We start from the raw sequence: 24,858 nt of genomic DNA, 5'->3' as shown, positions 1-24,858 counted from the left end.
GAGTTTTCGGCCACGCCGTCAGATACTCCGGCACCCGACTTTCTCGCCGGGGCCACCGATATGCGGAGAATGGCGAAGAAGATCATCTCGGGTTGGAGCCCCAGGATGGGCGAGCATGATCGCGTTAAGGACCGGCCGCACGGGCTTGCGACCGGCGCGAAATCCTTTCGGACGCAGTGAAACCGGCGGTCAGGGTGTGGCGGAATCCGCCGGACTGGCACTGCTGGGGGTGTCTTCCGGCTCGCGTCCGGGTGTGGGGATGTTCAGACGCCGGATCAGGAACGAGAACAACACGTAATACAGCGCGAAATAGGCGAGTCCGATCAGGATGATCAGTCCGAGGCCCCACGTGTTGGACTTGCTGGCGTTCAGGAGCATGTCGAACAGTCCGGCGGAGAAGTTGAAGCCGAGGCGTGTCTCCAGCGCCGCCATGAGCGCCATCGCCGCACCGGTGAGCAGGGCGTGCGCGACGAACAGCAGCGGCGCCACGAAGATGAACGCGAACTCGACCGGCTCGGTGATCCCCGTCACGAACGCGGTCAGCGCGCCGCCGACCATGATGCTGCCCACGGCGGCCCGCCGGTGCTTGGGCGCCGCGCGCCAGATGGCCAGCGCCGCGCCGGGGATGCCGAACATCAGCACCGGGAAGAAGCCGGTCATGAAGATGCCCGCGCCCTGCTGGCCGATGGCGTAGCACTTGAGGTCGCCGGCCGCGTGGACGCCGTTGACCGTGCACTCCGGGATGACGGTCCAGACGATCGAGTTGACGAAGTGGTGCAGGCCGAGGGGGATCAGGAAGCGGTTGGCGACGCCGTACACACCGGCTCCGAGGGCGGAGTTCGTGGCCAGCCAGTCGCCGAAGCTGGTGAGGGCCTGGCCGATGGGCGGCCAGATGAGGCCGATGAGGACGCCGAGCAGCAGCGCGGCCACCGCCGTGACAATGGGGACGAACCGCCTCCCACCGAAGAAGGCCAGCCAGGTGGGGAGCTTGATGCGGTAGTAGCGCTGCCAGAGGACGGCGGCCACGAGCCCGATGAGGATGCCGCCGAGCACGCCGGTGGGTTGCGCGGAGGCCGCCTGGTTGATGACCCTCGTCCCGTCCATCAGCGTCTGAGTGACTTTGTCGTGTACGGCCGGCGCACTCGACTCGAAGAACATCCGCCGCGTCACCTGGTCGAACACCAGATACCCCACCAAAGCGGCCAGAGCCGTAGACCCATCCGCCTTCTTCGCGAACCCGATCGCCACCCCCAGCGCGAACAGCAGCGGCAGGTTGTCGAACAGCGCCCCGCCCGCGGCCGCGAAGATCGCCGCGACCCGGTCGAGGAAGGCGTTGTCGGTACGGCCCAGCAGATCGTCCTGCCCGAACCGCAGCAGGAGACCGGCGGCGGGCAGGACGGCGATGGGCAGCATGAGGGAACGACCGATGCGCTGCAGGACGGCGAAGGCCGACGACCAGAAGGACGTGCCGGCTTCGGCGCTCGTGGTGCCCATGGTTCCCCCCGGAAGATCAGCCGGGGGATGCAGGATTCCTACCACGCGCACGCACGGCAAAAACAACTACCACACCGGCCCCACACCCCACGCCAGACACCCACCGCCCAGGCTCGCCACCTCCGCGTGGGCCGCCCCTCGGGGCCTGCCACCGGCCGCGCGGGCCAGCTCGAGCGCGCCATGCCCGCATCGGTGTCTCCGGCCCGCGCCTTGCCCGCCCAGGGCTCCTCCGGGTGGTCGCGGTCGGGTGGGAGACCACCGAGGGGTGCCCTCCGGGGTGAGGTCCTCCGGGTGGGGCGTTCGCGCGTTAGGTGGACTCCCGCGAGGCAGCCCTCTTCGGGGGGCTCGGGCTGTCTGGGGTGAGGCTGCGGGGAACCCGCGCTCGCGCCTAAGCCCGGTGGGTGCTAGGGGTCTCGGGATTGGGTGGGGGTGGTTGTGGTTTCGCCGGAGTCGAGGTCGAGTTCTGGTTCCCGGCCCGGTGTCATGAAGTTGAAGCGCCGGATCAGGAACGTGAACACGACGTAGTAAACGACGCCGTACACCACACCCAGCACGAGGATGCCGATGACGTTCTGGGTGTTGGACTTGCCGATGTTGAGCAGCATGTCCAGCAGCCCGGCCGAGAAGCCGAAGCCGAGCTGCCCTCCGATCAGCGCGGTGAGCGCCATCGCGAGCCCGGTCAGCAGCGCGTGCACGACCAGGAGGACGGGGGCGACGAAGATGAACGCGAACTCGATCGGCTCGGTGACGCCGGTGACGAAGGACGCCAGTGCGGCCGAGAGCATGATGCCGCCGACCGTGGCGCGCCGGTGTTTGGGGGCCGCGCGCCACATGGCCAGCGCCGCGGCGGGCAGCGCGAACATCATCACCGGGAAGAACCCGGCCATGAACTCCCCGGCGTTGGGGTCGCCGCCGAAGTAGCAGTTCCAGTCGCCGCTGAGGACCCGGCCGCCGACTTCGCATTGCGGCACGACGTACCAGACGATGGAGTTGACGAAGTGGTGCAGGCCGAGCGGGATGAGCAGCCGGTTGATCAGGCCGTAGATGCCCGCGCCGAGCGGGCCGAGGTTGGCCAGGCCCTCTCCGGCGTGTGAGATCCATTCGCCGAGCAGCGGCCACGCCCAGCCGACGATGACGCCGAGCAGGAGGGCGACGATGGAGGTGATGATCGGCACGAACCGGCGCCCGCCGAAGAAGGCCAGCCAGGAGGGCAGTTTGATGCGGTAGAAGCGCTGCCAGAGCATGGCCGCGACCAGGCCCATCATGATGCCGCCGAGCACCTTGGTGGGGTTCTGCAGGCCGTAGTCGATGATCTCCTTGATGCCCTCGGGTGTGGACTCCCTGATGAGCACGGTGTCGCGGATGCCGGAGCCGAAGAACATGACCTTGGTGACGCGGTCGAAGACCAGGTAGCCGACGACGGCGGCGAGCGCGGTGGTGCCGTCGGCCTTGCGGGCGAAGCCGATGGCGACGCCGACGGCGAAGATCAGGGGAAGGTTCTCGAACAGGGCGGATCCGGCGGCGTCGATGACCGCGGCGACGCTGCTCATCCAGGCGAACCCCGCGACGTCGGCCAAGCCGCCGGGCTTTGGGCCGTTGGAGCCGAGCATGTCGGGCTGGCCGAAACGCATTAACAGCCCGGCCGCGGGCAGCGCGGCGATGGGCAGCATGAGGGAGCGGCCTAACCGCTGCAGCACGTTCATGACGCGGGAGAGCGGCGATGGGGCGGCCGCTGTGGTCTCGTTCACTGCGGGAGTCCTCAGCGTCGAGCGGGCATTTCCAGGATGGTGCGCAGCTGGTAGCGGTCGGCCCGGTAGGTGGACACGCCCAGCTCGGCGCAGACGCCGCCGGAGAAGGACCGGCGCTGGAGCAGGAGTACGGCTCCGCCGCGCGGCAGCTTCAGCAGGTCGGCGTCGCTGGGGTCGGCGATGCCGCCGTCTATGGTGAGCTCGCCGGCGTCCATGACGAGGCCGTAGCGGCTCTCCAGCAGCTCATACAGGGATCTGTCGGAAAGGTCGTGGTCGGCAAGGTTGGGGGCCAGTTTCACCGGGATGTGGGCGCGTTCGATGGACAGGGGCTCCCCGTCGGCGGTACGCAGCCGCTCGATGAAGTGGACCTCTTCGCCGGGCTGGATGCCCAGCTCCTTGGCCAGGTGCGCGCTGGCGCGCACGACGCGGCGGTCCAGGTCGCGCGAGCCGGGCTCCATGCCGCGGGCGCGCATGTCGTCGGTGAACGAGGTGAGCTGGAGTGCCAGCTCGATCTTCGGGCGGGCGACGAAGGTGCCTTTTCCCGGCACCCGGTGCAGCCGTCCCTCGGACACCAGGTGGTCGACGGCCTGCCGTACCGTCATTCTGGACAGGCCGAAACGCTGGCAGAGCTCGCGCTCGGACGGGATCGCCGCGCCGATGCTGAGCTCGTTGCTGTCGATGAGGTCCAGCAGGATCTCGCGCAGCTGGAAGTACTTGGGCACCGGGCTGTCCGGATCGATGTGCGCCACGGATCCTCCCCTCGATCTGACCTGGTCGATGAGCTATGGTTCGTACTGGTCTAGTCCGGACTAGACCACATGCCGGAATTATCAGTCAAGCCGATGAGGACAAGATGACCACGAAGATGCGCAGCGAGATCGCCGAGCAGCCCGCGGCGCTGCGGGCCACCCTGGACTCCTTGCTCCCCCGAGTCGATGAGGTCAGGGCGCTGGGCGAGCAGACCCGTCAGCTGCTCTTCATCGCGCGCGGCACCTCGGACAATGCCGCAGTCTACGGGCGCTACCTGGTGGAATCACATGCGGGTCGTCTCTCCGCGCTCGCCGCCCCGTCCATCGCGACCACCTACAAGCGCAAGCTCGACCTCGACGGCGTGCTGGCCGTGGCGATCTCGCAGTCGGGCCGCACCGAGGAGATCGTCGAGACCCTGGCGTGGGCCAAGGACTGCGGCGCCAAGACCGTGGGCGTCACCAACGGTGGTCCGGACAGTCCGCTCGCCCAGGTCGCCGACCTGGCGCTGGTCACGCTGGCCGGCGAGGAGAAGGCCGTGCCCGCGACCAAGACCTACACCACGCAGCTGGCCGCGCTGGCCGTTCTCGCGCTGGGCCTGGGCGCCGACGTGGACGCCGACGACCTGCAGAAGGTTCCGGACGTGGTGGAGAAGCTGATCACCGACCCCGGCGACCTCGACGCGGTGGTCGAGGGCCTGGCCGACAAGCCGGGCGTGGTCGTCTCCGGCCGCGGGCTGGCGTTCTCGACCGCGCTGGAGACCGCGCTCAAGCTCAAGGAGGCCTGCTACCTGCACGCCATGGGCCTGTCCTACGCCGACCTCCTGCACGGTCCGATCGCCGTGGTCGACGCCGACACCCCCGCGCTGCTGGTCGCCGCGGAGAACAGCCCCACGCTGTCCGGCACCGTCGCGCTCGCCGAGCGCGTCGTGGCGGCGGGCGCGTCCGCTTTCACCATCGGCGGGGGTACGGCTCTCGCCGGCGCGGGCACCGCCGCCCTGAACGGACCGGACCTGCCCGAGTGGGTCGCCCCGATGGGCCTGATCGTGCCCGGTCAGCTGCTCACCGAGTCGCTGGCCCGCAGGCTCGGCATCGACCCCGACGCGCCGCGCGGACTCAACAAGGTGACCCAGACCGACTGATCACGGAGCGTCGTTTAGCCTGGTCGGAGAGTATTCAGGAGGAGGACCGGATGGCGACGGACGTTAACGCGATCATCGCGGGACTCGGCGGCGCCGAGAACATCATCGAGATCGAACCCTGCATCACACGCTTGCGCACCGAGGTGCACGACGCCTCCAAGGTGGATCAGGCCGCGCTCAAGGCGGCCGGAGCCCACGGGGTGATGGCGGCGGGGAACGTGGTCCAGGTAGTCGTGGGGCCGGAGGCCGACACGATCGCCAGCGACATCGAGGACATCATCGGCTAGAGGGCGAGACCATGACGACTGTTCTCGCCCCGGTCGAGGGGGCAGCAGTGGGGTTGGCGGCCGTGCCCGATCCGGTCTTCTCCGCAGGCATGGTGGGGCCGGGCACGGCCATCGACCCCTTGCGGGGACCGGGCAAGGCAGTTGCCCCGATACCCGGAAAAATCATGAAATTGCATCCGCATGCCTACGTCATCGTGGGGGACGACGGCAGAGGCGTGCTGGTGCACCTGGGCATCGACACGGTCCAGCTCAAGGGGGAGGGGTTCCAGTTGCTGGCGGCCGAGGGGGACCGGGTCAGCGCCGGTCAGCCGGTCGTCGCCTGGGACCCCGCGGCCATCGAGGCGGGCGGTCGCTCGCCGGTCTGCCCGGTGGTCGCACTGGACGCGGCGGCCGAGTCGGTGACCGGCGTCGCGGAGGGGGAGGTACACGTGGGGGACGAGTTGTTCCGGTGGGAATAGACTGCGCGCTTTTTGACCTTGACGGGACGCTGATCAACACCGAAGCCCGGAGCATGGCCATGTGGCAGTTGCTGCTCGACAAGCATGACGTCAAGCAGGACGTCCGTGTCTTCATGGGCCGCAGGGGCCGGGACGTGATCCCCGAGGTGTTCCCCGGCCACGACATCGAGGAACTGATCCGCGAGGTCTACAGCTACAACGACCACCCGGAGCTGCCCGCGATCGTGCCGGTGCCCGGCGCGGCCGAGCTGGTCCGCAAGGTCGCCGCGTACGGCTCGCCCATCGGCCTGGTCACCTCGGCCGGCCGCGCGTGGGCCGAGCAGCGCCTGGCACAGGTGGGTGTGCGCGAGCTGATCAGGGTCATCGTCGCGGCCGAGGACGTGGCGGTCGGCAAGCCGGACCCGGCGGGCTTCCTGCTCGGGGCCGAGCGGCTGGGCGCCGATCCTGCCGACTGTGTGGTGTTCGAGGACTCGCTGGCCGGGATCGCGGCGGCCAAGGCGGCCGGGATGCGCTGCGTCGGCGTCGCCACCTCGCACGCCGGCGACGAACTGGCCCAGGCCGACCTCGTGGTGGCCGATCTCACAGCGGTCGACTGGCCGCCGTTCACCTAAGGTTCAAACTGGTCTGGACCGCCATCATCAAGGAGGAAAGTCTCATGGCAGAGCGCAAGGCCGTCATCGCCGCGGAAGTGGGCCTGCACGCCCGTCCTGCGGCGACGTTCGTGCAGACGGCCACCAAGGCCCCGATCGACGTCACGGTCGGCAAGGCCGGCGGTCCCCAGGTCAACGCCAAGAGCATCCTGTCGGTCATGGGGCTGGACGTCCGCCAGGGCGAGACCATCCTGATCACGGCCGACGGCGAGGGCGCCGAGGACGTATTGGACGAGCTCGTGAAGATCGCTGAGACGCCGTGACCGAGCGCAGGAGCTCGGACCGAGAGAGCGAGGGACGAGCCAACGAGGGCCGAAGCGGGCGCGACCGTATGCGCGGCACGGGGGTCAGCCAGGGGATCGGTCACGGTCCCGCGTACGTCCTGACGGCCTCGGTGCCCGAACCCCCTGCGGGCCAGACCTTCACCGGCGAGGCAGCCCAGGAGAAGGAGCGCGCGCTGGCCGCGCTCAAGCAGGTCGCCGGGGCCCTGGAGGCCCGCGGTGACAAGGCGGGCGGCGAGGCCAGGGAGATCCTGCAGGCGCAGGCCCTCATGGCCGAGGACCCCGGCCTGATCGTGGGCGTCAAGTCGCTCATCGACGGCGGCCTGGCCGCGCCCAGGGCGGTGTACGAGTCGTTCGGCAAGTACCGCGACCTGCTGGCCAAGGCCGGAGGCTACCTCGGCGAGCGGGTCGCCGACCTCGACGACATCCGCGACCGGGTGATCGCGCAGCTGACCGGGCAGCCGCTGCCGGGCCTGCCGGTCGAGGCGGCGGAGCCGTACGTGCTGATCGCCCGTGACCTCGCGCCGGCCGACACCGCGCTGTTGTCCAGGGACGTGGTGGCCGCGTTCGTGACCGAGGAGGGCGGGCCGACCAGCCATACCGCGATCCTGGCCAAGGCGATGGGCGTGCCCGCCGTCGTGGCCTGCGCGGGCGCGACGACGATCAGGCCCGGCGCCCGGGTGCTGGTCGACGGGTCCACCGGAGAGGTACGGCTGGAGCCGTCCGACGACGACGTGGCCACCGCGGTGGACGCGCAGGAGAGCAGGCAGGCCGCGATCGCCGCGGTCCGCGGCCCCGGCCGGACCAAGGACGGGCACCGGGTGCCGCTCCTGGCCAACGTCGGCGGTCCGGGAGACCTCGACCCAGCGCTGGCCAACGGCGCCGAGGGCGTGGGCCTGTACCGGACCGAGTTCCTGTTCCTGGACCGCGCGCAGGCGCCCTCGATCGAGGAGCAGGAAGACGCGTACCGGGCGGTGCTGGAGGCCTTTCCCGCCGGCAAGGTCGTGGTGCGGACGCTGGACGCCGGGGCGGACAAGCCGCTGGCGTTCCTGAAGCCGTCAGCGCCGGAGCCGAACCCGGCGCTGGGGGAGCGGGGGCTGCGGATGTTCCGCCTGCATCCGGAGGTGATGGCCGTGCAACTGGCAGCGCTGGCCGCCGCTGCCCAGGGCGTCGATGCCGAGCTGCAGGTCATGGCGCCGATGGTGGCCACGGCCGAGGAGGCCAGGTGGTTCGCCGGAGCGTGCCGGGCCGCCGGGCTGCCGAGCGCGGGCGTGATGATCGAGGTGCCGGCTGCGGCGCTGCGCGCCGACCGCATCGCCCAGGAGGTCGACTTCTTCTCGATCGGGACCAACGACCTGTCGCAGTACACCTTCGCCGCCGACCGGCAGGTGGGCGCGCTGGCCGGGCTGCAGGACCCGTGGCAGCCGGCGCTGCTCGACCTCGTCGCCGCCACGGCCACCGCGGCATCGGACAACGGGCGGCCGTGCGGGGTGTGCGGGGAGTCGGCGGCCGATCCGGTGCTGGCCTGCGTGCTGGTCGGGCTCGGGGTGAGCACGTTGTCGATGAGCGCCACCGCGCTGCCCGCCGTACGGGCCGCGCTGGCTTTGAGCACGCTGGACGAGTGCGGGCGCGCGGCGCACGCGGCGCGGGGGCAGGCGACGGCGCGGCACGCGCGTGCGGCGGCCCGCTCCAACCTGCCCGGACTCGCGGAGCTCGGACTTTAGTCTCCTGCGGCACTTGCACGGCTTCGCCCGGATACCTTGTTGGACATGGTTGGACGCATCGGCACCGCAGGCATGCTCGTCTTCGCTCTGGCCGCGTGCGCGGGCGGCGGCGGCGGACCCGCGACGCCGAGCTCCGCCGCGGCCGCCGCCCAGCCGAGCCCGGCCACCTCGCAGAAGCCCATGGGGGACGAGGTTCAGCGGCTGGTGAAGGCGATGAGCCGGGAGGAGAAGGTCGGGCAGCTGTTCATGCCCGTCGTGTACGGCACCGCCGCCGACACCGTCTCCGGCGAGAACCGGGCCAGGTTCGGCGCCCAGACGCCCGCGAAGGTCGTCGCCAAGTACCACCTCGGCGGCGTGATCCTCTTCCCGGCGAACGTCAAGAGCACCGCCCAGGTCGTCAAGCTCGCCAACGGCCTGCAGGACGCCTCGAAGCGGGTCCCGCTGCTCATCGGCACCGACCAGGAGAACGGCCTGGTCTCGCGGATGTCGGCGCTGATGACCGATCTGCCGAGCGCCGACCGGATCGGCGCCACCGGGGACACGGAGTTCTCGCGGGCGGTCGCCAGGGCCACCGGCGACGAGCTGAAGGCGCTCGGGGTCAACCTCGACTTCGCCCCGGTGGCCGACGTGAACCTCAACCCGCGCAACCCGGTGATCGGCCGGCGGGCCTTCGGCGACGACCCGGCCAAGGTGGCCAAGATGGTGAGCGCGGCGGTCAAGGGCTTCGGGGACGCCGGGGTGGCCAGCACCGCCAAGCACTTCCCCGGCCACGGCGACACCGCGACCGACAGCCACACCGGGCTTCCGGTGATCAAGCACACCCGGGCGCAGTGGGAGAAGCTGGACGCGCCGCCGTTCAAGGCCGCGATCGACGCGGGCGTGGACGCGGTCATGAGCGCGCACATCGTGATGCCGAAGCTGGACGACTCCGGCGATCCGGCCACGCTGTCCAAGCCCATCCTGACCGGGCTGCTGCGCGACAAGCTCGGCTTCAAAGGCGTGATCTCCACCGACGCCCTGAACATGGGCGGGGTGCGCAAGAAGTACGGCGACGGCGAGGTGGCGGTACGCGCCGTGCTGGCCGGGGCAGATCTGCTGCTCATGCCGGCCGACTTCCCGAAGGCGTACAACGCGGTGCTGGGGGCGGTGAAGTCGGGCCGGATCACCGAGGCGCGGCTGGACGCCTCGGTGACCCGGCTGCTCACGCTGAGGAAGAACCGCGGCTTCCTGACCGAGGCGCCGAGGGCCTCGGCGGAACAGGCCGCGAAGGTGCTGCGCTCGGCCAAGCACAGGAAGCTGGCCGCCCGCGCCGCCGGTTAGTGCTCGGCGCGCAGGCCGCCGGCGATGTACATGGCCGAGAGCATGGTGAACAGGTACGCCTGCAGGATCATGATGAACAGCTCGAAGGCCGTCAGCAGGATCGTCATCACCACGCCGAGCAGCCCGATCGGGGCGCCCAGCGGGCTGAGCTTCTCCACCAGGAACCAGAAGCCCACCGAGCTGAAGAAGGCCAGCAGCATGTGGCCGGCGAACATGTTGGCGCAGACCCGGATGGCGTGCGTGGCCCAGGAGAACAGGAACTGGTGTGCCAACTCCATGGGCGCGTAGATCCCCAGCGCCCACTTGGGCAGGCCGGGCGGGACGGACATGTTCTTGAGGTAGCCGGTGAAGCCCTGGTGCTTGACGCCCAGGTAGACCTTGAGGATGAGGACGGCGACGGCCAGCACGCCGGGGAAGGCGATGTACGAGGAGGCCGGGAACTGGATGAACGGGACCAGGCCCACCAGATTCCAGGTCAGGATCAGTAAGAACAGGGTGAACAGCAGGCCCATCCAGCGATCGGTGTCGGCGCCCAGGAACGGCTTGGCGATCTGCTCGCGGACGAAGAAGTAGACGTACTCCCCGGCGTTCTGGACGCCGCGTGGGACGATCTTGGGCTTGGCGAAGGCGGCCCAGCAGAAGGCGATGACGAGCCCCGCGCAGGCGACCGCGAGGAGCACGGGTTTGGTGAACCAGAAGGGGCCGCCGTCGATGATCGGCGGGAAGACGAAGATGTCCGGACCAGGGGCGCGATAGTCGTCGATGGTCACCATGCGGTCACCCTAACCAGCGTTAGGTTGAGCCCGATTAACCGGTTATGTCCCGCCCGCGCCCGGCCGCGTTTCGCGGGGAATTACCCTAGAACGATATTCCATCACCGGGAGGTCTCCGTGGTCGCAGGGGTGCTGATCGACTGGGGCGGCGTGCTCACGACGAGCCTGTCCATCGCGATCGCCAAGTGGATCGAGGCCGACCGCATCGACGGCGCCCACTACCGCACGGTCATGCGCGGCCTCGTCGACCACGCCTACAACGGCGACGGCGAGAGCGTCGTGCACGCGCTGGAGCGCGGGGAGATGTCGGGAGCGGCGTTCGAGCGGGACCTGGCGGCGCGGCTGCGCACCGTGGACGGGGCGCCGCCGGTCGCGGAGGGGCTGCTGGAGAGGATGTTCGCGGCGTTCGACCGGGTGGACGTCATGTACGACATGCTGCGGCTGGCGCGGAGCGGGGGGATCAGGACCTGCCTGCTGTCGAACTCGTGGTCCAACACCTACCCGCGCGACGACTGGGACGAGGTCTTCGACGCGGTGGTCATCTCGGGCGAGGTGGGCATGCGCAAGCCCGAGCCGCGCATCTTCCACCACGCGCTCGACCTGGTGGGCCTGCCTGGCGGGAACTGCGTGTTCGTCGACGACATCGAGGCGAACATCACCGCCGCCCGCGGCCTCGGCATCGCCGGTATCCACCACCGCGACGCGGACACGACCATCGCCGAACTCGAGACGCTCCTCCGGCTGCCGCTGCGGCGGGCATGATAGAGCTCTTGATTTCTCGGAAAGGCACATCATGCGCGTCTATCTGCCGTGCACGCTCCCCGCGCTGGCCAAGGCCGTCGCCGCGGGAGAGCTCGGCCCGGCCCCGTTGATCGGCTACGCGGTCACCCCCGCGCTGACCGAGTGGTACGCCTCGGGCGACACAGAAGAGCTCGAATACGTGGCGCTCACCGAGGCGGCCCGCGCCTCGCTGCGCATGCTCGCGGCCGACCGCGCCGACGGCGTGGACGCCGCTCCACGGCGGGTGGTGGTCGCGGCCGAGGTCCCCGACGGGGGTCTCACCGTGGGCGTGGACCTGGCCGAGCGTGCGAGGGTACGGCTGGCCGATTCGGTCCCCCTGTCCAAGGTGGCCGCGGCCCACGTGGACGACCTCTACGCCATCCCCGACATCGAAGCGGCCATAGCCGCCCTCTCGGCCGCCGACGACGGCGACGACGACGCCCGCTTCACCGTGGACGGCGCCGAGGCGCACGAACTGATGTGGTATGCGACCCAGGAGATCCCTGACCTCTTCCGTTAGGGTCGTCCCAATTCGGAGATTGTTCTTGACTCTTTCGTGAACATCCCTTGTAGGCTGCCGTGGGTTTACACGTCGGGTAACACGAAGGAGTCAGTCTCAGTGAGAATCCGAGCAGCAGTAGCCGGAGTGGCGGCCACGGGGGCGCTTCTGGCCATGATGTCTCCCGCCGCGCACGCCGCTCGGAACTACGACAAGCAGGACCCGTACAAGACCGGCTGTGCCGCGTCGGGGATCGTCTCGAAGCAGAGCACGCTGGTCCAGAAGGGCTCGGGCAAGAAGTACGGCACGATCAAGCTGATGTGGTCGCGCAAGTGCAAGACCAACTGGGCCGAGGTCTGGGTTTCCCCGCTCGACACCGGCATCATCCGCGTCATCCTGACCAAGCCCAACAGCAACGGCAACAGGATGGTCCAGTTCACCTACGGCAAGGGCAACGGCGGCCACCACTGGGGCGACATGATCGAGGGCGCCAAGATCTGCGCCTGGGGCTACGCCGTGGCCAAGCACACCAAGTCCTGGGCCAACGGCAAGACCGCGCAGGCCTGCGGCTGATCACCCTGGCTCGCGGCTGATCAGCACGCGGGGGAGCCGCGGCCTTAGGGTCGCGGCTCCGTCCTGTTCACCGGAATGTCGGGGTCGGCCGATAAGCTTGTGATGACATGACGAAGCACATCATCTGGGACTGGAACGGTACCCTCTTCCACGACATCGACGCGGTCGTCGGGGCGACCAACGAGGTCTTCAAGCCCTACGCACTGCCCATTCTCGACGCCGACGGCTTCCGTGCCGTCTACACCCGCCCGATCTGGCTGGCCTATGAGCGCATGCTCGGCCGCGCGCTCGAAGACGGGGAGTGGGAGCGGCTCGACGTCGGCTTCCACGATCACTACTTCCGCCTGAGCGTCGCCTGCGGCCTGGCCGCCGACGCCCTGGCCACGCTGCAGGGCTGGGACGGCACGCAGTCGCTCTGCTCGATGGCGCCGCACGCGCACCTGGTCCCGATGGTCGAGTCGTTCGCGATCCATCAGCACTTCACCAGGATCGACGGGCTGCTCGGCACCACCGGCGGCGAGAAGGCGGCGCATATGAGCGCCCACCTGGCCGCCATCGGCGTCGAGCCAGCCGACGTCCTGGTGATCGGCGACAGCGTCGACGACGGGCTGGCCGCCCGGCACGTCGGCGCCCAGGCCGTCCTCTACACCGGCGGCATGACCACCAGGGCCGACCTCCAGGCCACCGGCCTGCCCGTGGTCGACACCCTGGCCGACGCCCTCTCCTACGCCTGAGAGGTCACGTCGTTGACCTGAGCGGCGGGGATCGGCATCGTGGGGTCGGTGGGCAAGGTGGAAGAGACGCGTGACGGGGTCGAGTTCAGCAATCTCGGCCAGCCGCTGTTCGACGGGGCGGAGGCCACCAAGCGGGACCTGGTCGACTACCTGGACGCCGCGCGCGACCAGATCGTCGCGGCGCTGGCCGGGCGCGCCCTGTCGGTGATCAGGGTGCGGCCGGGGCAGCCGCCGTTCATGCAGAAGAACCTGCCCAAGTACGCGCCGGAGTGGATCGACAGCGTCACCCAGTGGGCGGAGAGCTCCCACCGCGAGGTGCGCTACGCGGTGTGCGGCGACCGGCGGACGCTGCTGTGGTTCGCCAACCAGCGGGCCGTCGAATACCACCCGTCGCTGTTTCTCGGGGACCGGCCCACGCATCTGATCCTCGACCTTGACCCTCCGGCCGAGGACGGGGCGTTCTCGCTGGCCGTACAGGCTGCTCTGCTGGTGCGTGAGGCGCTGCGGGCGGACGGGCTGGAAGGGGCGGTGAAGACCAGCGGCGCCAAGGGCGTGCACGTGTTCGTGCCGGTCGCGGCGGACACGGGCGTCGAGGACCTCGCCGCGGCGACCCGCGCGGTCGCCGCGCGCGCCGAGCGGCTGGACCCGGCGCTGGCGACCACCGCGTTCATCCGCGAGGACCGCGGTGGCAAGGTCTTCCTGGACTCCACCCGCGCGGGCGGCGCGACCGTGGTCGCGGCCTATAGTCCGAGGGTACGGCCCGGCGCCCCCGTCTCCTTCCCCGTCCCGTGGGCGGACCTGGACCGGGTGAGCCCGTCGGACTTCACCATCCACACCGCGCCCGGCCTGCTGTCCGGCGCCGACCCGTGGGCGGAGGCCATGCCGGAGCCCCAGCGGCTGCCCGACGACCTCGTCGCCGAGGGCCACACGATCCCGATCGCCCGGGTCCAGGCCATGCACGAGGGCAAGCGGCGCGCCGCCCGCGCCCGCAAGTCGTCCTGACCGCTCAGGAGTGCCGCAGGAGTGCGGGGATGGGCGCGAGGAACATGGCGCAGACGTAGGCGGACAGAGGGAGCAGCGTGAGCGTCGAGGAGATCGCGAACACGCTGAGGCACGGCAGGTCGGCGCCCGATCCGGCGAGCAGCACGAGCGTGCCGATGACGAGCCCGGCGCCCGCGGTCGCCGCGGTGGCGAAGCCGATGAGCCGGTCGTAGACCATCATGCGGCGGATGCGCCGCCGTCCCTGGGTGGCGACCTGGGCGCCGGCGGACTGGCGCAGGTAGGAGCGCAGCCGGCCGAGGGTCGCGCAGCTCGCGACGGCGCCCACCGTGGTGGCGGTCATGCCGAGCGTGGCCAGCGCGATGCTCAGGACGCCGGCGTCGGCGCTGCGGCGGGCGGCGATGTCCTGACGGGTGTAGACGTTGTAGCCGGAGCCCAGCGCGTCGGCGACCTGGTCGCGGACCGGTCCGGCGAGTGAGGCCGAGTCGAGCGTGACCTGCAGGCCGCTGAGCCTGATCGGGCTGACGAGTGCGGCGGCTTTCTGCGGTTTCAGGCCGAGGGTTCCTCTGGCGATCATGCTCTTGTCCATGTCGACCTGGAGGAAGCCGCTCACGCGCAGGTGGACCGGCGCGCCGTGGGAGTCGGTGACGGTGACGGTGCTGCCGACCTGGAGCCCGTAGGAGTCGGCGGTCGCGTCGTCCACGACGGCCTCGCCGTCCGTGGTGGGCGGCTTGCCGTGGACGATGGGAAGCATGGGCAGGCCGTTGGCGGGCAGCGCGACGACCTCCATCGGGGTGGCGTCGGCCAGCGGCCAGTTGGCCTGGACGGTGCCGCCGCGCACCTCGCGCACGGCGCTGACACCGGGGAGTGCGCGCAGGGCGGCGATCGTCCGGCCGGGGATCTGCGGGGGTTCGCCCTCGTGCGGGAAGCCCGCCGGCAGCACCGCGAGGTCCATGCGCTCGGACGAGAAGCACTGGGTCAGCCGCCCGGATTCCGTGCCGTTGCCGATCCAGGCGCACACGATGAGCGCCGACCCGGTGATGACGGCGGCCAGGCAGGCCGCCAGGCATAGCATGTGACGCCCTATAGCGCACTTCCACATAGCGTTAACCTCCGTAAATCACGCTATGTTGTGAAATGTCGCTTATCGTCATCCCCAGAGATGGTCATGGCAACCATCTTCACGCTGGTGGCTCATCGAAACGCTGAGGCCGTACCAGGTCGTTCTCGTAGGCGAAGATGATCAGGCGGCTGCGGTGCGGCAGGTGCAGCTTGCCGAGCACGTTGTCCACGTGGGTACGCACGGTGACCGGCGACAGCGACAGCCGCTCGGCGATCTGGGAGTTCGTCAGCCCACGCGCCACCAGCGTGAACACCTCCTGCTCCCGCCGGGTCAGCTCGTCGAGGCTGCCCGCGGCCACCGGGGCCTCGTAGAGCTGCGGGCGGTAGTCGTCCAGCAGGCGCTTGGCGAGCATGGGGGAGACGTAGGCGCCGCCGTCCGCGACCGTGTGGATCGCGCGCAGCAGTTCCTCCGGCGGCGCGTCCTTCAGCACGAACCCGTCAGCCCCCGCCGCCAGCCCCGCCCTGACCAGGCCGTCCTCGTCGAAGGCGGTCAGCAGCACCACGCACGTGCCGGGGAAGTCCGTCCGCATGCGGGCGGTGGCCTCGATCCCGTCCATGCCGTGCATGCGCACGTCCATCAGCACGACCTCGGCCGGCGTCTCGCGCAGCGCCGCCAGCGCCGCCGCGCCGTCCGACGCCTCGCCGACCACCAGGACGTCCGGCGCCGACCGCAGCACCATCCGCACGCCCGCGCGGATCAGCTCCTGGTCGTCCACGAGCAACACCCGCAGTGGGTTCTCGCCGTCAGGGCGCATCGCCGCTCTCCTTCGCGTACGGCAGGCGACCCTTGGCCGCGTAGGACAGTCGGATCGGGTACGGCAGGCGGGCCTCGACCACGAAGCCGCCCCCACGCCGGGCGCCGGCGCTGAACTCGCCGCCCAGCGCGCACACCCGCTCCCGCAGCCCGACCACCCCGTTGCCGCCGGCCGGCAGGGACACGGCGGCGAGCGGGCCACCGCCGTCGTCCTCGACCCTCACGTAGGCCCCGGTCGCGGTGAAGGCGGCGAACACGGAGACCGCGACGCCGCGCCCGGCGTGCTTGAGCACGTTGGTCAGCGCCTCGCCGACGACCTGCTGGGCGGCCAGGAGCACCTCGTCCGGCGCGGTGTCCGGCTCGCCCTCGACGCGTACCGCGATGTCCGGGACGCCGCTGCGCCGCATCTTCTGGACCAGGTCGTCGATCACCTCGCGCCAGGGCCGGGGGCAGGAGCCGGCGCGCAGGGCGCTCACCAGCTCGCGCATGTCGTGCAGGGCGGCGCGGCCGCATTCGGCGATCTGCGCGAGCGCGGTTCGCGCGCCGGCCGGATCGGCGTCCAGCCCCAGCCTGGCGCCCTCGGCCTGCGTGATCATCACGGTCACGTTGTGCGCCACGCTGTCGTGCAGGTCGCGGGCGATGCGCAGCCGTTCGCGGTCGACCGCCTCGCGGGCCTCGCCCTCCCTGGCCCGCTCGGCCAGCATCAGTCGCTCCCTGATGCCCTGCATGACCATGCGCTTGGCCAGCACGTACCTGCCGGCGAACCAGACCAGCACGATGAACAACAACTGGTTGGCCACCCACGGGAACGGCATCGTCGCCGCCGGGTAGAGCACCGCCCAGAAGACCTGGCCGGTGCAGGTGATGATCAGCGCGGGCAGTGAGACCACGAGATGGCGGCTCACGGCGAGCGTCGCCAGCGCGACGCAGACGCTCAGGTCGGCCAGCAGCGGTGGCCAGCCGTTGAGGATCTGGAGCAACGCCAGGAACGACACCAGCGTGAAGACGCCCACCGGGTACAGGTGCCGCCAGGGCATCGGCGCCAGCAGGGCGACCGTCATCCCCAGGTCCGCCCAGGGCTGGTAGGGCGGCCACAGGTTCGCCAGCAGCCAGCTCACGACGCCCAGCGGGACGATCCAGAACAGATCACCCGCCAGGAATCGGGCCGTCGGCCGGAGGCGTGCTGTGGCACTCACGGGGTCAATATAAGTTTCCCCAGATCAGAAGCTTGATCAATTCTTGCGTGTCGCCATGATGAGCGGGTTTCTTCTCACAAAGCATCACTACCGGCAATCATGCTTAAATGCCCTCGCGGGGCAGCTTCGCGGGGGCGGGAGCCGTACCCTGACATGGACCCCCTCAGGAGGCTGCCATCAACCGCCTAGTGCTCTGGAACATCGACCTCACCCTGGTCGATGTCGCGATCGTGACCCGCGACGCCTACGCGGAGGCCTTCCGGGTCGTGACCGGGCGGCCATTGGTCAAGCTGGCACCGGCGCTGGGGCGGCCCGACTCCGAGATCGTCTTCGAGACGCTGGCCGTCAACGGGATCGTCGCCGAGGACGCCCACCTGCCCAAGTTCCTGTCGGCGCTGGCCACGGCCTTCGCCGACCGGCGCAAGCGGCTGGCCGAAGAAGGGCGGATGATGGCCGGGGCCAAGGACGCGCTCAAGGCCGTGGCCCGGCTCGACGGGGTCATCCAGACGGTGCTGACCGGCACCATCAAGAGCAACGCGGTGCACAAGCTCAAGGCGTTCGGGCTGGACAAGCACATCGACTTCGACCTCGGTGGCTATGGCGAGGAGGTCTACCCGAAGGCCACCTTGTTGCAGGTGGCGCAGGGGCGGGCCAAGCAGCGGGCCGGCACGCCGTTCACGGTGGCCAACACGGTGGTGATCGGCGACTCGACCCGCGACGTGCAGGCGGCCAAGATCGGTGGGGCGGCGATGATCGGTGTGGCTTCCGGGCGCTCCATGGCCTCGGAACTCCGTGAGGCCGGGGCCGACCTGGTCCTCCCTGACCTGACCAACGCCTCCGAAGTCGTCGCCGCCGTCGCCGGCCTCACCTCCCCCCTCGACCGCAAAGCCGTCTAACCCCACCCCCAACACCCCACCGCCCCCAGCCCTCAACTCCCCGGCAACAGCGCCCTCAACTACCCGGTCTCCCCGGCAGCGGCCGGGCACAACTACCCGGCAGATCGAGGGGATGGCGCACCGCTTTCGGGGTGTCCCCGCGATCCCGAAAGCCGTGGTCCCGCCACCCCAGCCCGCAACTCCCCAGCAACAGCGCCCTCAACTACCCGGTCTCCCCGGCAGCGGCCGGGCGCAACTACCCGGCAGATCGAGGGGATGGCGCACCGCTTTCGGGGTGTGCCACGGGTTCCCCTCGCAGAGCGTGCACAACTACCCGGTCTCCCCGGCAGCGGCCGGGCACAACTACCCGGTCTCCCCGGCAGCGGCCGGGCGCTACTACCCGGCAGATCGAGGGGATGGCGCACCGCTTTCGGGGTGTGCCACGGGTTCCCCTCGCAGAGCGGGCACAACTACCCGGTCTCCCCGGCAGCGGCCAGGCACAACTACCCGGTAGGCCGAGGGGGTAGGGCACGCGAGTCCGCTGGGTGGTGGAGCAGGGGTCCGGTGGGCGCTTTTGGGGTGTCCCCGTGATCCGAAAGCCCTGGGGTGGTTAGGTGGGGTTGGGGAGGTTGTTGAGGAAGTAGGCGGCTATAGGGGCGGCTACTGCGGAGCCGGCGCCGCCTCCCTCTACGAGGACGGAGAACGCCAGGTCCCCCTTGTAGCCGATGAACCACGAGTGGGCCGGTGGTTCCTTGCCTGAGCCGTACTCGGCGGTGCCGGTCTTGCCGGCCGTACCGGCGGGGAAGGGGGCGGCTTGGGCGGTGCCTTCGCTGACTACGGCGGGCATCAGGGTGCGCAGGGCCTTCACCACGCCCTCCTCCAGGGGGCGGCGGGTCTCGCCTTCCGTTGGGATCAGGCGGGCGGGGACCAGGCGGGGCGGGCGCCAGGTGCCGGAGGCGATGGCGGCGGCCACGGTGGCCATGTTCAGGGGTGAAGCGAGGATTCGGCCTTGGCCGATGGAGGCGGAGGCGAGGTCGGTGTCGTCCTTGGCGGCGGGGAAGTCGGCCCGCACGGCGGGTACGCCGGGGTTGATGGGCACGCCGAAGCCGAAGTCCCCGGCCACCTTGGCCAGCCGGGATGCGCCGAGCGAGTCCACGGTCATGGCGCCGAACGTGGTGTTGCACGAGTGGGCGAAGGCGTCGCGGAACGGCAGGCTGCCGTAGTCCTTGTAGCCGGCGTTGTGGAAGGGGAAGCCGCCGATGTTCTGCTCGGCTGGGCATTTGACCGTTTGAGCCGCTGAGACGCCGTCGGCCACCAGTGCGGAGGCGGTGACGACCTTGAAGGTGGAGCCGGGCGGGTACTTGCCCATGAGCGCCCGGTCGAACCCGCCCCGGTTGTTGACGACGGCCAGGATCTCGCCGGTCGAGGGGCGCAGGGCGACCAGTGCGGCGGGTTTCTTGGTGAGGCGGAGCGCCTTCGCGCCGGCCGCGTGCACGCGCAGGTCGAGCGTGGTCTGGAACGGCTCCCGCTTAGCCGCGCTGACCTCTTCGAGGGTTTTGACCAGCTTGTCGCCGTCCTCGTACAGGTTGATCTTGGCGGTGTTGGGGACGCTCAGCCAGTCGACGTACTTCGCCTTTAGCCCGGCCACGATCTGTTGTACGGAACCGGGCACGCCGGTGGAGTCGATGCGCGTGCCGCCCGCCGCCAGGACGGGCACGCTCTCGTCCTTGCCGGTCACCAGCCGCAGCGACCTGCCGGGCTTGAGCTCGGGGTGGATGGTGGCGGGCGTCCAGGCGACCTTCCAGCGCCGGTCCTTCTCGATCAGCCGGAGTTTGCCCTCGTAGTCCAGGTCGGGCCCCCGCCCGGTGAGCTTGGCCCCGAAGGTCTCGTAGCCGAGATCGGCGGCGCTCGCGGCGAACACCCCGCCGCTCCTGATCGCGGCGAACGACTGCCGTTCCAGCTTGAGGTCGCGGCGTACCCGCTCGTGCCACTCGACGAAGTCCTTGGGCGGATCCGCCACCAGCGCCTTCATGGCGGCGTAATCGTTGCTCGACCAGGCCGCCAGGTAGGCGTCGGCGGTCTCCTCGGCCGAGCCCTCGGTGCGCAGGGCCCAGACGACGCCCCCCGCGGCGACGGCCGGCACCAGCAGTCCGGCGACCACCCACGGCCACCTGCGCCGCCGTCGCCGTGGCGGTGATCCTTCCTGCCGCAGCTCGCCCAGCATCGGTCCCCCTGTCATAGCCATGACGCAGAGAACACCAGACTCCACCAAACCATGTCCAATATTGATATAGGACCAGAGTAGATATAAATGTGGATATCATCGCTGGCCATGGACCTTGTCCGGCACCTGCGCTACTTCACCGTGGTGGCGGAGGAACTTCACTTCGGCAACGCCGCCATCCGGCTCGGCATGGCCCAGCCGCCGCTCAGCCAGCGCATCAAACGCCTGGAGGAGGAGCTCGGCGTGCGCCTGTTCGACCGCTCCGCGCGCCAGGTCCGCCTGACCGAGGCGGGCCGCCTCCTGCTCGGTGAAGCCCGCGAGATCGTCGCCCGGGTCGACCGCCTGCGCGAGCTGGCCAGGCACGGCGAGGGCGCGGTGCTCAAGGTCGGTGTCCCGCCCGACCTGGCCGCCGCGGTGATCGCCGCCCTGGTCGCGGGCTTCCGCGAGAGCCATCCCGAGGTACGGCTGGCGCCCGCCGAGATCTGGACGGCCGACCAGGTGGCCGCCCTGGCCGGGGGCACGATCGACGTCGGCGTCGTCCGCCACCCGGTGACCGCCCCCGGCCTGTACTTCGGCCAGACGCTCGTCCAGCCCCAGGGCGTGCTGCTGGCCGAGGGCGACGAGCTGGCCCAGCGGGCCGAGGTGCACCTGGCCGACCTCGCCGGACGTGAGCTGCTCATGCCGCCGAAGGAGGGCGAGCCGGGCATGCACGCGGAGGCCCTGGCAGAATGCCGTCGCCGTGGGTACGTTCCCGCGCAGGTGCACGAAGGGTCGGGTCTCGGGCTGGTCATGGCCGGGGCCGCGGTCGCGTTCGGGCCACGGCAGGAGTCGCCGGGGCTGGCCTGGCGGCCGCTGATCGGTTCGCCGCTGTCCTACCGGATCTCCACCGCGTGGCGGGTGGCCTCCGACACGGTGGCCGACTTCTCGGCGGCAGCCGTACGAACACTGAAGGAGAGCGCCGGGATGGCGGAACAGAGCTCGGCGCCCGTGCGGCGGGTCAGCCGCAGGCCGGGGGCGCTGGCATGAACGAGATCGAGCTGGGCGAGGTGTTCGCGGCGGCCGGGGTCGAGGGGTGGCTGCACGCGGTCGACATCGACGGCGGGCGCGAGTGCGGCTACCAGCCGGACGCGACCAGGCCGATCGCCTCGGTGTTCAAGGTGCCGTTGCTCGTGGAGCTGTGCAGGCAGGCCGACGCGGGGCGGGTCGATCTGGCCGAGCGGGTGCTGGTGCCGGTGGCCGGGCGTACGTCGGGGCCGACGGGGCTCTCGGCGATGCGGGACGAGGTGTCGATCTCGCTGCGCGACCTGGCGTACCTGATGATCGCGGTCAGTGACAACGCCTCCGCCGACGTGCTGGTCGAGCGGGTGGGGCTGGAGGCGGTCAACGCCATGCTGGCCGGGTTCGGGCTGGACGCCACCCGGGTGACCATGAACGGCGCGACGATGCTGGACAGCATGGCCGAGGACAGCGGGCACGCGTGGCCGTTCCAGGACGTCGAGGAGCTGGCCCGGATGCGGGCGCTGGACCCGGCGCGGACCAACCGCGGCACGCCGAGGGAGCTGACGCGGCTGTTCGCGATGATCTGGCGGGACGAGGCGGCCTCGGCGGAGTTGTGCGGGTGGATGCGCGAGGTGTTCGCGCTGCAGGTGTGGCCGCACCGGCTGGCGGCGGGCTTCCCGTACGACGACGTGGATGTGAGCGGAAAGACCGGCACTCTGCCGACTATTCGCAATGAAGCGGGGGTAGTGGAGTATCCCGATGGCGGTCGCTACGCCGTGGCCGTTTTCACCCGATCGTTCAGCCCCGCGGTGAACCAGCCGAGGGCCGACGCGGTCATCGGCACCGCGGCGCATATGGCGGTGGACCACCTAAGAAGGTAGCGGGATGTGTGGGCGGTCGAGTGTGACTTTCCACCTGGTGAACGACAGGATGGGCGCATGGTTGAGGAAGGTGCACTTGTCTGGGAGCCGACCGCCGAGGTGGCCGGGCGGGCCAAGCTGACTGCCTATCTGCGCGAGCAGGACCGGATCGGCGCGCGGTACGAGGACGTGTGGCAGTGGTCGGTCGACAGCCCGGCGGAGTTCTGGCAGTCGATCTGGGACTACTTCGGGGTGGTCGGGGAGCGTGGTGACGGGCCCGTCATCACGGGAACGATGCCCGGCGCCGAGTGGTTCACCGGCTCCTCGCTGAACTACGCCGAGAACGCGCTCGCCAGCGGCGAGGGCACCGCGGTCGTCTTCGTCTCCGAGGACGGCGCCCGCCAGGAGATCGGCTACGACGAGCTGCGCTCGGAGGTGGGCAGGGTCCGCGCCGGTCTGGTGCGGCTCGGCGTGGGGCGCGGCGACCGCGTCGCCGGCTACCTGCCGAACATCCCGCAGGCGCTCATCGCCTTCCTCGCCACCGTGTCGCTGGGGGCGATCTGGTCGGCCGGTTCGCCCGACTTCGGGGTGCCCAGCATCGTCGACCGGTTCCGGCAGATCGAGCCCAAGGTGCTGATCGCGGTCGACGGCTACGCGTACAACGGCAAGAGCTTCGACCGCTCGGCCGCGGTCGCCGAGATCGCCGCCATGCTGCCCTCGCTGCGCGCGACCGTGTGGATCCCGTACCTGACCGCCGCCGAGGAGGGCCGCCCGCCGCAGCAGGCGGAGCCGGCGCCCGGCCACGCAGCCGCGGTGCCGTCCGGCGAGGTGGTCGGCTGGGAGGGGCTGCGCGCCGAGGAGGGGCCGCTGGAGTTCGAGCGCGTGCCCTTCGGCCACCCGCTGTGGATCGTGTACTCCAGCGGCACCACAGGACTGCCCAAGCCGATCGTGCACGGGCACGGCGGCGTGGTGCTGGAGCACCTGAAGTCGCTCTCCTTCCACCAGGACCTCGGTGAGGGGGATGTGTTCTTCTGGTACACCACCACCGGCTGGATGATGTGGAACTACCTCATCGGGGCCCTGCTGGTGGGCGCGGTGCCGGTCCTGTACGACGGGGCGCCCAACGACCTGTGGACGATCGCCGCCGCCGAGGGGGTCACCTACTTCGGGGTCGGCGCGCCGTACATCATCTCCTCGATGAAGTCCGGTGTACGGCCGGCCGGCCTCGACCGGCTGCGGGGCATCGGCTCGACCGGATCGCCCCTGCCGCCCGAGGGGTTCGCGTGGGTGGCCGAGATGTTGCCCGGCGTGCCGCTGGGCTCCTTCTCCGGCGGCACGGACGTGTGCACCGGCTTCGTCGGCGCCACCCCGCTGCACGAGATCAGGGCGGGCGTGATCCCGTGCCGCTCGCTGGGCGCGGCGATCGCCGCCTTCGACCCGACGGGCAAGCCGGTCATCGGTGAGGTGGGCGAGTTGGTGCTGACCGCGCCGATGCCCTCGATGCCGGTGATGTTCTGGAACGACCCCGACGGCGAGCGCTACCGCGACAGCTACTTCGACGTCTACCCCGGCGTCTGGCGGCACGGCGACTGGATCAAGATCAACGAAGACGGCTCCTGCGTGATCTACGGCCGTTCCGACTCGACGCTGAACCGCGGCGGCGTGCGGATGGGCACCAGCGAGTTCTACCGGGTCGTCGAGCGCTTCGAGGACATCGCCGACAGCCTGGTCATCGACACCGGGCAGCTCGGCCAGGAGGGCCGCCTGCTGCTCTACGTCACGCTGGCCGAGGGCTCCACTCTCACCGACGAGCTGGTGACGGCGCTGAAGACCACGCTGCGCGAGGAGCTGTCACCCCGGCACGTGCCCAACGAGATCCGCGAGGTGCCCGGCATCCCGCGGACCCTGTCGGGCAAGAAGCTGGAGGTGCCGGTGCGCAAGATCCTGCTCGGCGCCCCCGTCGAGCAGGCCGCCAACCTCGACGCCATGGCCAACCCCGAGGTGCTGCGCCACTTCAGACTCTGACCGTCGCCAGCGCCCGGCTCCAGGCGACGACCTGGTCGAGCATCGCGGTGACCTGGTCCTCCTGATGCGGGCGCGGCCTGAAGACGCTGAAGTTCTCGAAGTCGGCGTGCAGCAGCAGCTCCACGCCGGCCTGCACGTTGGCCACCTTGACCTGGCCGAGCACCTGCCGCAGGTGCTCGGCCGCGCGTACGCCGCCGCTCACGCCGTAGCCGACCACTCCGGCGGACTTGTCATGCCATTCGGAGTACAGGAAGTCGATGGCGGTCTTCAGCACGCCCGGGGTGCCCCGGTTGTACTCCGGGGTCACGAAGACGAAGCCGTCGTATCCGGCGATCGTCTCCGACCAGACCTTGGTGTGCGGGTGGTCGTAAACGCCGGAAGCCGCCGCCGCGGCCAGCGTCTCGTCGAGGTGGGGCAGCTGATGGTCCTTGAGGTCGACCAGTTCGTACGCGGCGTCGTCGCGCTTGGTCGCCAGTTCGTGCACCCAGCGGGCGACGGCCTCGCCGTTGCGGCCGGGACGGGTGCTGCCGATGATGATGCCGATCTTCGTCATGCGTTCCAGAGTAGGAAAACGGATGAAGACATCCAATGCGCT

At 70.3% G+C, this 24,858-nt stretch carries 25 protein-coding genes; 16 read left to right on the top strand and 9 right to left on the bottom strand.

Features of this window, described 5'->3' with window-relative positions; genetic code table 11:
• Window positions 1-189: 189 nt before the first annotated feature.
• The 3 genes from HNR40_RS00855 to HNR40_RS00845 form a co-directional block, all read right to left on the bottom strand.
• A complete protein-coding gene (locus HNR40_RS00855) occupies window positions 190-1,494 on the bottom strand; it encodes a PTS transporter subunit EIIC (protein ID WP_184957725.1) in 1,305 nt (434 codons plus the stop codon).
• Window positions 1,495-1,898: 404 nt separating this feature from the next.
• Window positions 1,899-3,242 (bottom strand): PTS transporter subunit EIIC, encoded by a 1,344-nt coding sequence (locus HNR40_RS00850; protein WP_312896135.1) that lies wholly within the window; start codon window positions 3,240-3,242, stop codon window positions 1,899-1,901.
• An 11-nt stretch (window positions 3,243-3,253) separates the two neighbouring features.
• Window positions 3,254-3,991, bottom strand: coding sequence for a GntR family transcriptional regulator (locus HNR40_RS00845; protein WP_184957724.1), 738 nt, complete (start codon window positions 3,989-3,991; stop codon window positions 3,254-3,256).
• A gap of 104 nt (window positions 3,992-4,095) precedes the next feature.
• On the opposite strand from HNR40_RS00845, the gene HNR40_RS00840 reads away from it, so the two are divergent.
• From HNR40_RS00840 to nagZ, 7 genes are all read left to right on the top strand, one after another.
• Window positions 4,096-5,130 carry an SIS domain-containing protein gene (locus HNR40_RS00840; RefSeq protein WP_184957723.1) on the top strand — a complete coding sequence of 345 codons (1,035 nt, stop codon included), beginning with the start codon at window positions 4,096-4,098 and terminating at the stop codon, window positions 5,128-5,130.
• Window positions 5,131-5,180: 50 nt separating this feature from the next.
• Window positions 5,181-5,417: a PTS sugar transporter subunit IIB gene (locus tag HNR40_RS00835; protein ID WP_184957722.1), complete on the top strand. Its 237-nt coding sequence runs from the start codon at window positions 5,181-5,183 to the stop codon at window positions 5,415-5,417.
• Window positions 5,418-5,428: 11 nt separating this feature from the next.
• Window positions 5,429-5,875 (top strand): PTS sugar transporter subunit IIA, encoded by a 447-nt coding sequence (locus HNR40_RS00830; protein WP_184957721.1) that lies wholly within the window; start codon window positions 5,429-5,431, stop codon window positions 5,873-5,875.
• Window positions 5,866-6,486, top strand: a complete 621-nt coding sequence (locus HNR40_RS00825) for an HAD family hydrolase (protein WP_184957720.1) — start codon at window positions 5,866-5,868, stop codon at window positions 6,484-6,486. The genes HNR40_RS00830 and HNR40_RS00825 overlap by 10 nt, the downstream gene beginning before the upstream one ends.
• 44 nt (window positions 6,487-6,530) lie before the next feature.
• The gene (locus tag HNR40_RS00820; protein ID WP_184957719.1) at window positions 6,531-6,788 is read left to right on the top strand and encodes an HPr family phosphocarrier protein; all 258 of its coding nucleotides are present in this window, start codon (window positions 6,531-6,533) and stop codon (window positions 6,786-6,788) included.
• A gap of 68 nt (window positions 6,789-6,856) precedes the next feature.
• Window positions 6,857-8,530: a phosphoenolpyruvate--protein phosphotransferase gene (gene ptsP / locus HNR40_RS00815; RefSeq protein WP_184957718.1), complete on the top strand. Its 1,674-nt coding sequence runs from the start codon at window positions 6,857-6,859 to the stop codon at window positions 8,528-8,530.
• Between the two features lie 45 nt (window positions 8,531-8,575).
• Window positions 8,576-9,850, top strand: coding sequence for a beta-N-acetylhexosaminidase (nagZ, locus tag HNR40_RS00810; RefSeq protein WP_184957717.1), 1,275 nt, complete (start codon window positions 8,576-8,578; stop codon window positions 9,848-9,850).
• On the opposite strand, the gene atpB is transcribed toward nagZ, so the two are convergent.
• Window positions 9,847-10,623: a F0F1 ATP synthase subunit A gene (gene atpB / locus HNR40_RS00805; RefSeq protein WP_184957716.1), complete on the bottom strand. Its 777-nt coding sequence runs from the start codon at window positions 10,621-10,623 to the stop codon at window positions 9,847-9,849. The two genes, nagZ and atpB, sit on opposite strands and share 4 nt — an antisense overlap.
• Before the next feature lie 117 nt (window positions 10,624-10,740).
• On the opposite strand from atpB, the gene HNR40_RS00800 reads away from it, so the two are divergent.
• The 5 genes from HNR40_RS00800 to HNR40_RS00780 all read left to right on the top strand — a co-directional run bounded on the left by HNR40_RS00800 (window position 10,741) and on the right by HNR40_RS00780 (window position 14,211).
• Window positions 10,741-11,385 carry an HAD family hydrolase gene (locus tag HNR40_RS00800; RefSeq protein ID WP_184957715.1) on the top strand — a complete coding sequence of 215 codons (645 nt, stop codon included), beginning with the start codon at window positions 10,741-10,743 and terminating at the stop codon, window positions 11,383-11,385.
• A 31-nt stretch (window positions 11,386-11,416) separates the two neighbouring features.
• Window positions 11,417-11,923: a DUF6912 family protein gene (locus HNR40_RS00795; protein ID WP_184957714.1), complete on the top strand. Its 507-nt coding sequence runs from the start codon at window positions 11,417-11,419 to the stop codon at window positions 11,921-11,923.
• A gap of 99 nt (window positions 11,924-12,022) precedes the next feature.
• Complete coding sequence (locus HNR40_RS00790) at window positions 12,023-12,475, top strand: DUF2690 domain-containing protein (protein ID WP_184957713.1); 453 nt, start codon at window positions 12,023-12,025, stop codon at window positions 12,473-12,475.
• 107 nt (window positions 12,476-12,582) lie between these two features.
• Window positions 12,583-13,209 (top strand): HAD family hydrolase, encoded by a 627-nt coding sequence (locus HNR40_RS00785; protein WP_184957712.1) that lies wholly within the window; start codon window positions 12,583-12,585, stop codon window positions 13,207-13,209.
• Between the two features lie 48 nt (window positions 13,210-13,257).
• On the top strand, window positions 13,258-14,211 hold the full coding sequence (locus HNR40_RS00780) for a DNA polymerase domain-containing protein (protein ID WP_184957711.1): 954 nt from the start codon (window positions 13,258-13,260) through the stop codon (window positions 14,209-14,211).
• 4 nt (window positions 14,212-14,215) lie between these two features.
• Here HNR40_RS00780 and HNR40_RS00775 read toward each other — a convergent pair whose 3' ends face one another.
• The 3 genes from HNR40_RS00775 to HNR40_RS57025 all read right to left on the bottom strand — a co-directional run bounded on the left by HNR40_RS00775 (window position 14,216) and on the right by HNR40_RS57025 (window position 17,280).
• A complete protein-coding gene (locus HNR40_RS00775) occupies window positions 14,216-15,283 on the bottom strand; it encodes an ABC transporter permease (RefSeq protein ID WP_184957710.1) in 1,068 nt (355 codons plus the stop codon).
• Between the two features lie 106 nt (window positions 15,284-15,389).
• Entirely contained in the window at window positions 15,390-16,085 is a 696-nt protein-coding gene (locus HNR40_RS00770) for a response regulator transcription factor (RefSeq protein WP_184957709.1), read from the bottom strand.
• The gene (locus HNR40_RS57025) at window positions 16,075-17,280 is read right to left on the bottom strand and encodes a sensor histidine kinase (RefSeq protein ID WP_184957708.1); all 1,206 of its coding nucleotides are present in this window, start codon (window positions 17,278-17,280) and stop codon (window positions 16,075-16,077) included. Before HNR40_RS57025 ends, HNR40_RS00770 begins: the two co-directional genes overlap by 11 nt.
• 188 nt (window positions 17,281-17,468) lie before the next feature.
• Here HNR40_RS57025 and HNR40_RS00760 point away from each other — a divergent pair, with 188 nt between their 5' ends.
• Entirely contained in the window at window positions 17,469-18,176 is a 708-nt protein-coding gene (locus tag HNR40_RS00760) for an HAD family hydrolase (RefSeq protein ID WP_184957707.1), read from the top strand.
• Between the two features lie 589 nt (window positions 18,177-18,765).
• Here the strand turns inward: HNR40_RS00760 and HNR40_RS00755 are convergent.
• Entirely contained in the window at window positions 18,766-20,316 is a 1,551-nt protein-coding gene (locus HNR40_RS00755) for a penicillin-binding transpeptidase domain-containing protein (RefSeq protein ID WP_312896134.1), read from the bottom strand.
• 171 nt (window positions 20,317-20,487) lie between these two features.
• Here HNR40_RS00755 and HNR40_RS00750 point away from each other — a divergent pair, with 171 nt between their 5' ends.
• Genes HNR40_RS00750 through HNR40_RS00740 form a run of 3 tightly spaced genes read left to right on the top strand, consistent with a single transcriptional unit; the run spans window position 20,488 to window position 24,263 of the window.
• On the top strand, window positions 20,488-21,405 hold the full coding sequence (locus HNR40_RS00750; RefSeq protein WP_184957706.1) for a LysR family transcriptional regulator: 918 nt from the start codon (window positions 20,488-20,490) through the stop codon (window positions 21,403-21,405).
• Entirely contained in the window at window positions 21,402-22,259 is an 858-nt protein-coding gene (locus tag HNR40_RS00745) for a serine hydrolase (RefSeq protein WP_184957705.1), read from the top strand. Before HNR40_RS00750 ends, HNR40_RS00745 begins: the two co-directional genes overlap by 4 nt.
• A gap of 57 nt (window positions 22,260-22,316) precedes the next feature.
• Window positions 22,317-24,263 (top strand): acetoacetate--CoA ligase, encoded by a 1,947-nt coding sequence (locus tag HNR40_RS00740; RefSeq protein WP_184957704.1) that lies wholly within the window; start codon window positions 22,317-22,319, stop codon window positions 24,261-24,263.
• Here HNR40_RS00740 and HNR40_RS00735 read toward each other — a convergent pair.
• Window positions 24,253-24,816 carry an NADPH-dependent FMN reductase gene (locus HNR40_RS00735; RefSeq protein ID WP_184957703.1) on the bottom strand — a complete coding sequence of 188 codons (564 nt, stop codon included), beginning with the start codon at window positions 24,814-24,816 and terminating at the stop codon, window positions 24,253-24,255. The genes HNR40_RS00740 and HNR40_RS00735 overlap by 11 nt on opposite strands.
• Window positions 24,817-24,858: the final 42 nt, after the last annotated feature.

The sequence above is a fragment of the Nonomuraea endophytica genome (assembly GCF_014203235.1).
GTDB lineage: Bacteria > Actinomycetota > Actinomycetes > Streptosporangiales > Streptosporangiaceae > Nonomuraea > Nonomuraea endophytica.
This window is presented reverse-complemented; position numbering and strand designations above follow the sequence as displayed.

Excerpts from the sequence above, each read along its gene's own strand:
- HNR40_RS00795 (WP_184957714.1), top strand. The coding sequence starts at position 11,417 with ATGCGCGTCTATCTGCCGTGCACGCTCCCCGCGCTGGCCAAGGCCGTC.
- HNR40_RS00740 (WP_184957704.1), top strand. The coding sequence starts at position 22,317 with ATGGTTGAGGAAGGTGCACTTGTCTGGGAGCCGACCGCCGAGGTGGCC.
- nagZ (WP_184957717.1), top strand. The coding sequence starts at position 8,576 with ATGGTTGGACGCATCGGCACCGCAGGCATGCTCGTCTTCGCTCTGGCC.
- HNR40_RS00775 (WP_184957710.1), bottom strand. The coding sequence starts at position 15,283 with ATGCTATGCCTGGCGGCCTGCCTGGCCGCCGTCATCACCGGGTCGGCG.
- HNR40_RS00750 (WP_184957706.1), top strand. The coding sequence starts at position 20,488 with ATGGACCTTGTCCGGCACCTGCGCTACTTCACCGTGGTGGCGGAGGAA.
- HNR40_RS00835 (WP_184957722.1), top strand. The coding sequence starts at position 5,181 with ATGGCGACGGACGTTAACGCGATCATCGCGGGACTCGGCGGCGCCGAG.
- atpB (WP_184957716.1), bottom strand. The coding sequence starts at position 10,623 with ATGGTGACCATCGACGACTATCGCGCCCCTGGTCCGGACATCTTCGTC.
- HNR40_RS00855 (WP_184957725.1), bottom strand. The coding sequence starts at position 1,494 with ATGGGCACCACGAGCGCCGAAGCCGGCACGTCCTTCTGGTCGTCGGCC.
- HNR40_RS00785 (WP_184957712.1), top strand. The coding sequence starts at position 12,583 with ATGACGAAGCACATCATCTGGGACTGGAACGGTACCCTCTTCCACGAC.
- HNR40_RS00745 (WP_184957705.1), top strand. The coding sequence starts at position 21,402 with ATGAACGAGATCGAGCTGGGCGAGGTGTTCGCGGCGGCCGGGGTCGAG.
- HNR40_RS00820 (WP_184957719.1), top strand. The coding sequence starts at position 6,531 with ATGGCAGAGCGCAAGGCCGTCATCGCCGCGGAAGTGGGCCTGCACGCC.
- HNR40_RS00735 (WP_184957703.1), bottom strand. The coding sequence starts at position 24,816 with ATGACGAAGATCGGCATCATCATCGGCAGCACCCGTCCCGGCCGCAAC.
- HNR40_RS00840 (WP_184957723.1), top strand. The coding sequence starts at position 4,096 with ATGACCACGAAGATGCGCAGCGAGATCGCCGAGCAGCCCGCGGCGCTG.
- ptsP (WP_184957718.1), top strand. The coding sequence starts at position 6,857 with ATGCGCGGCACGGGGGTCAGCCAGGGGATCGGTCACGGTCCCGCGTAC.
- HNR40_RS00830 (WP_184957721.1), top strand. The coding sequence starts at position 5,429 with ATGACGACTGTTCTCGCCCCGGTCGAGGGGGCAGCAGTGGGGTTGGCG.
- HNR40_RS00770 (WP_184957709.1), bottom strand. The coding sequence starts at position 16,085 with ATGCGCCCTGACGGCGAGAACCCACTGCGGGTGTTGCTCGTGGACGAC.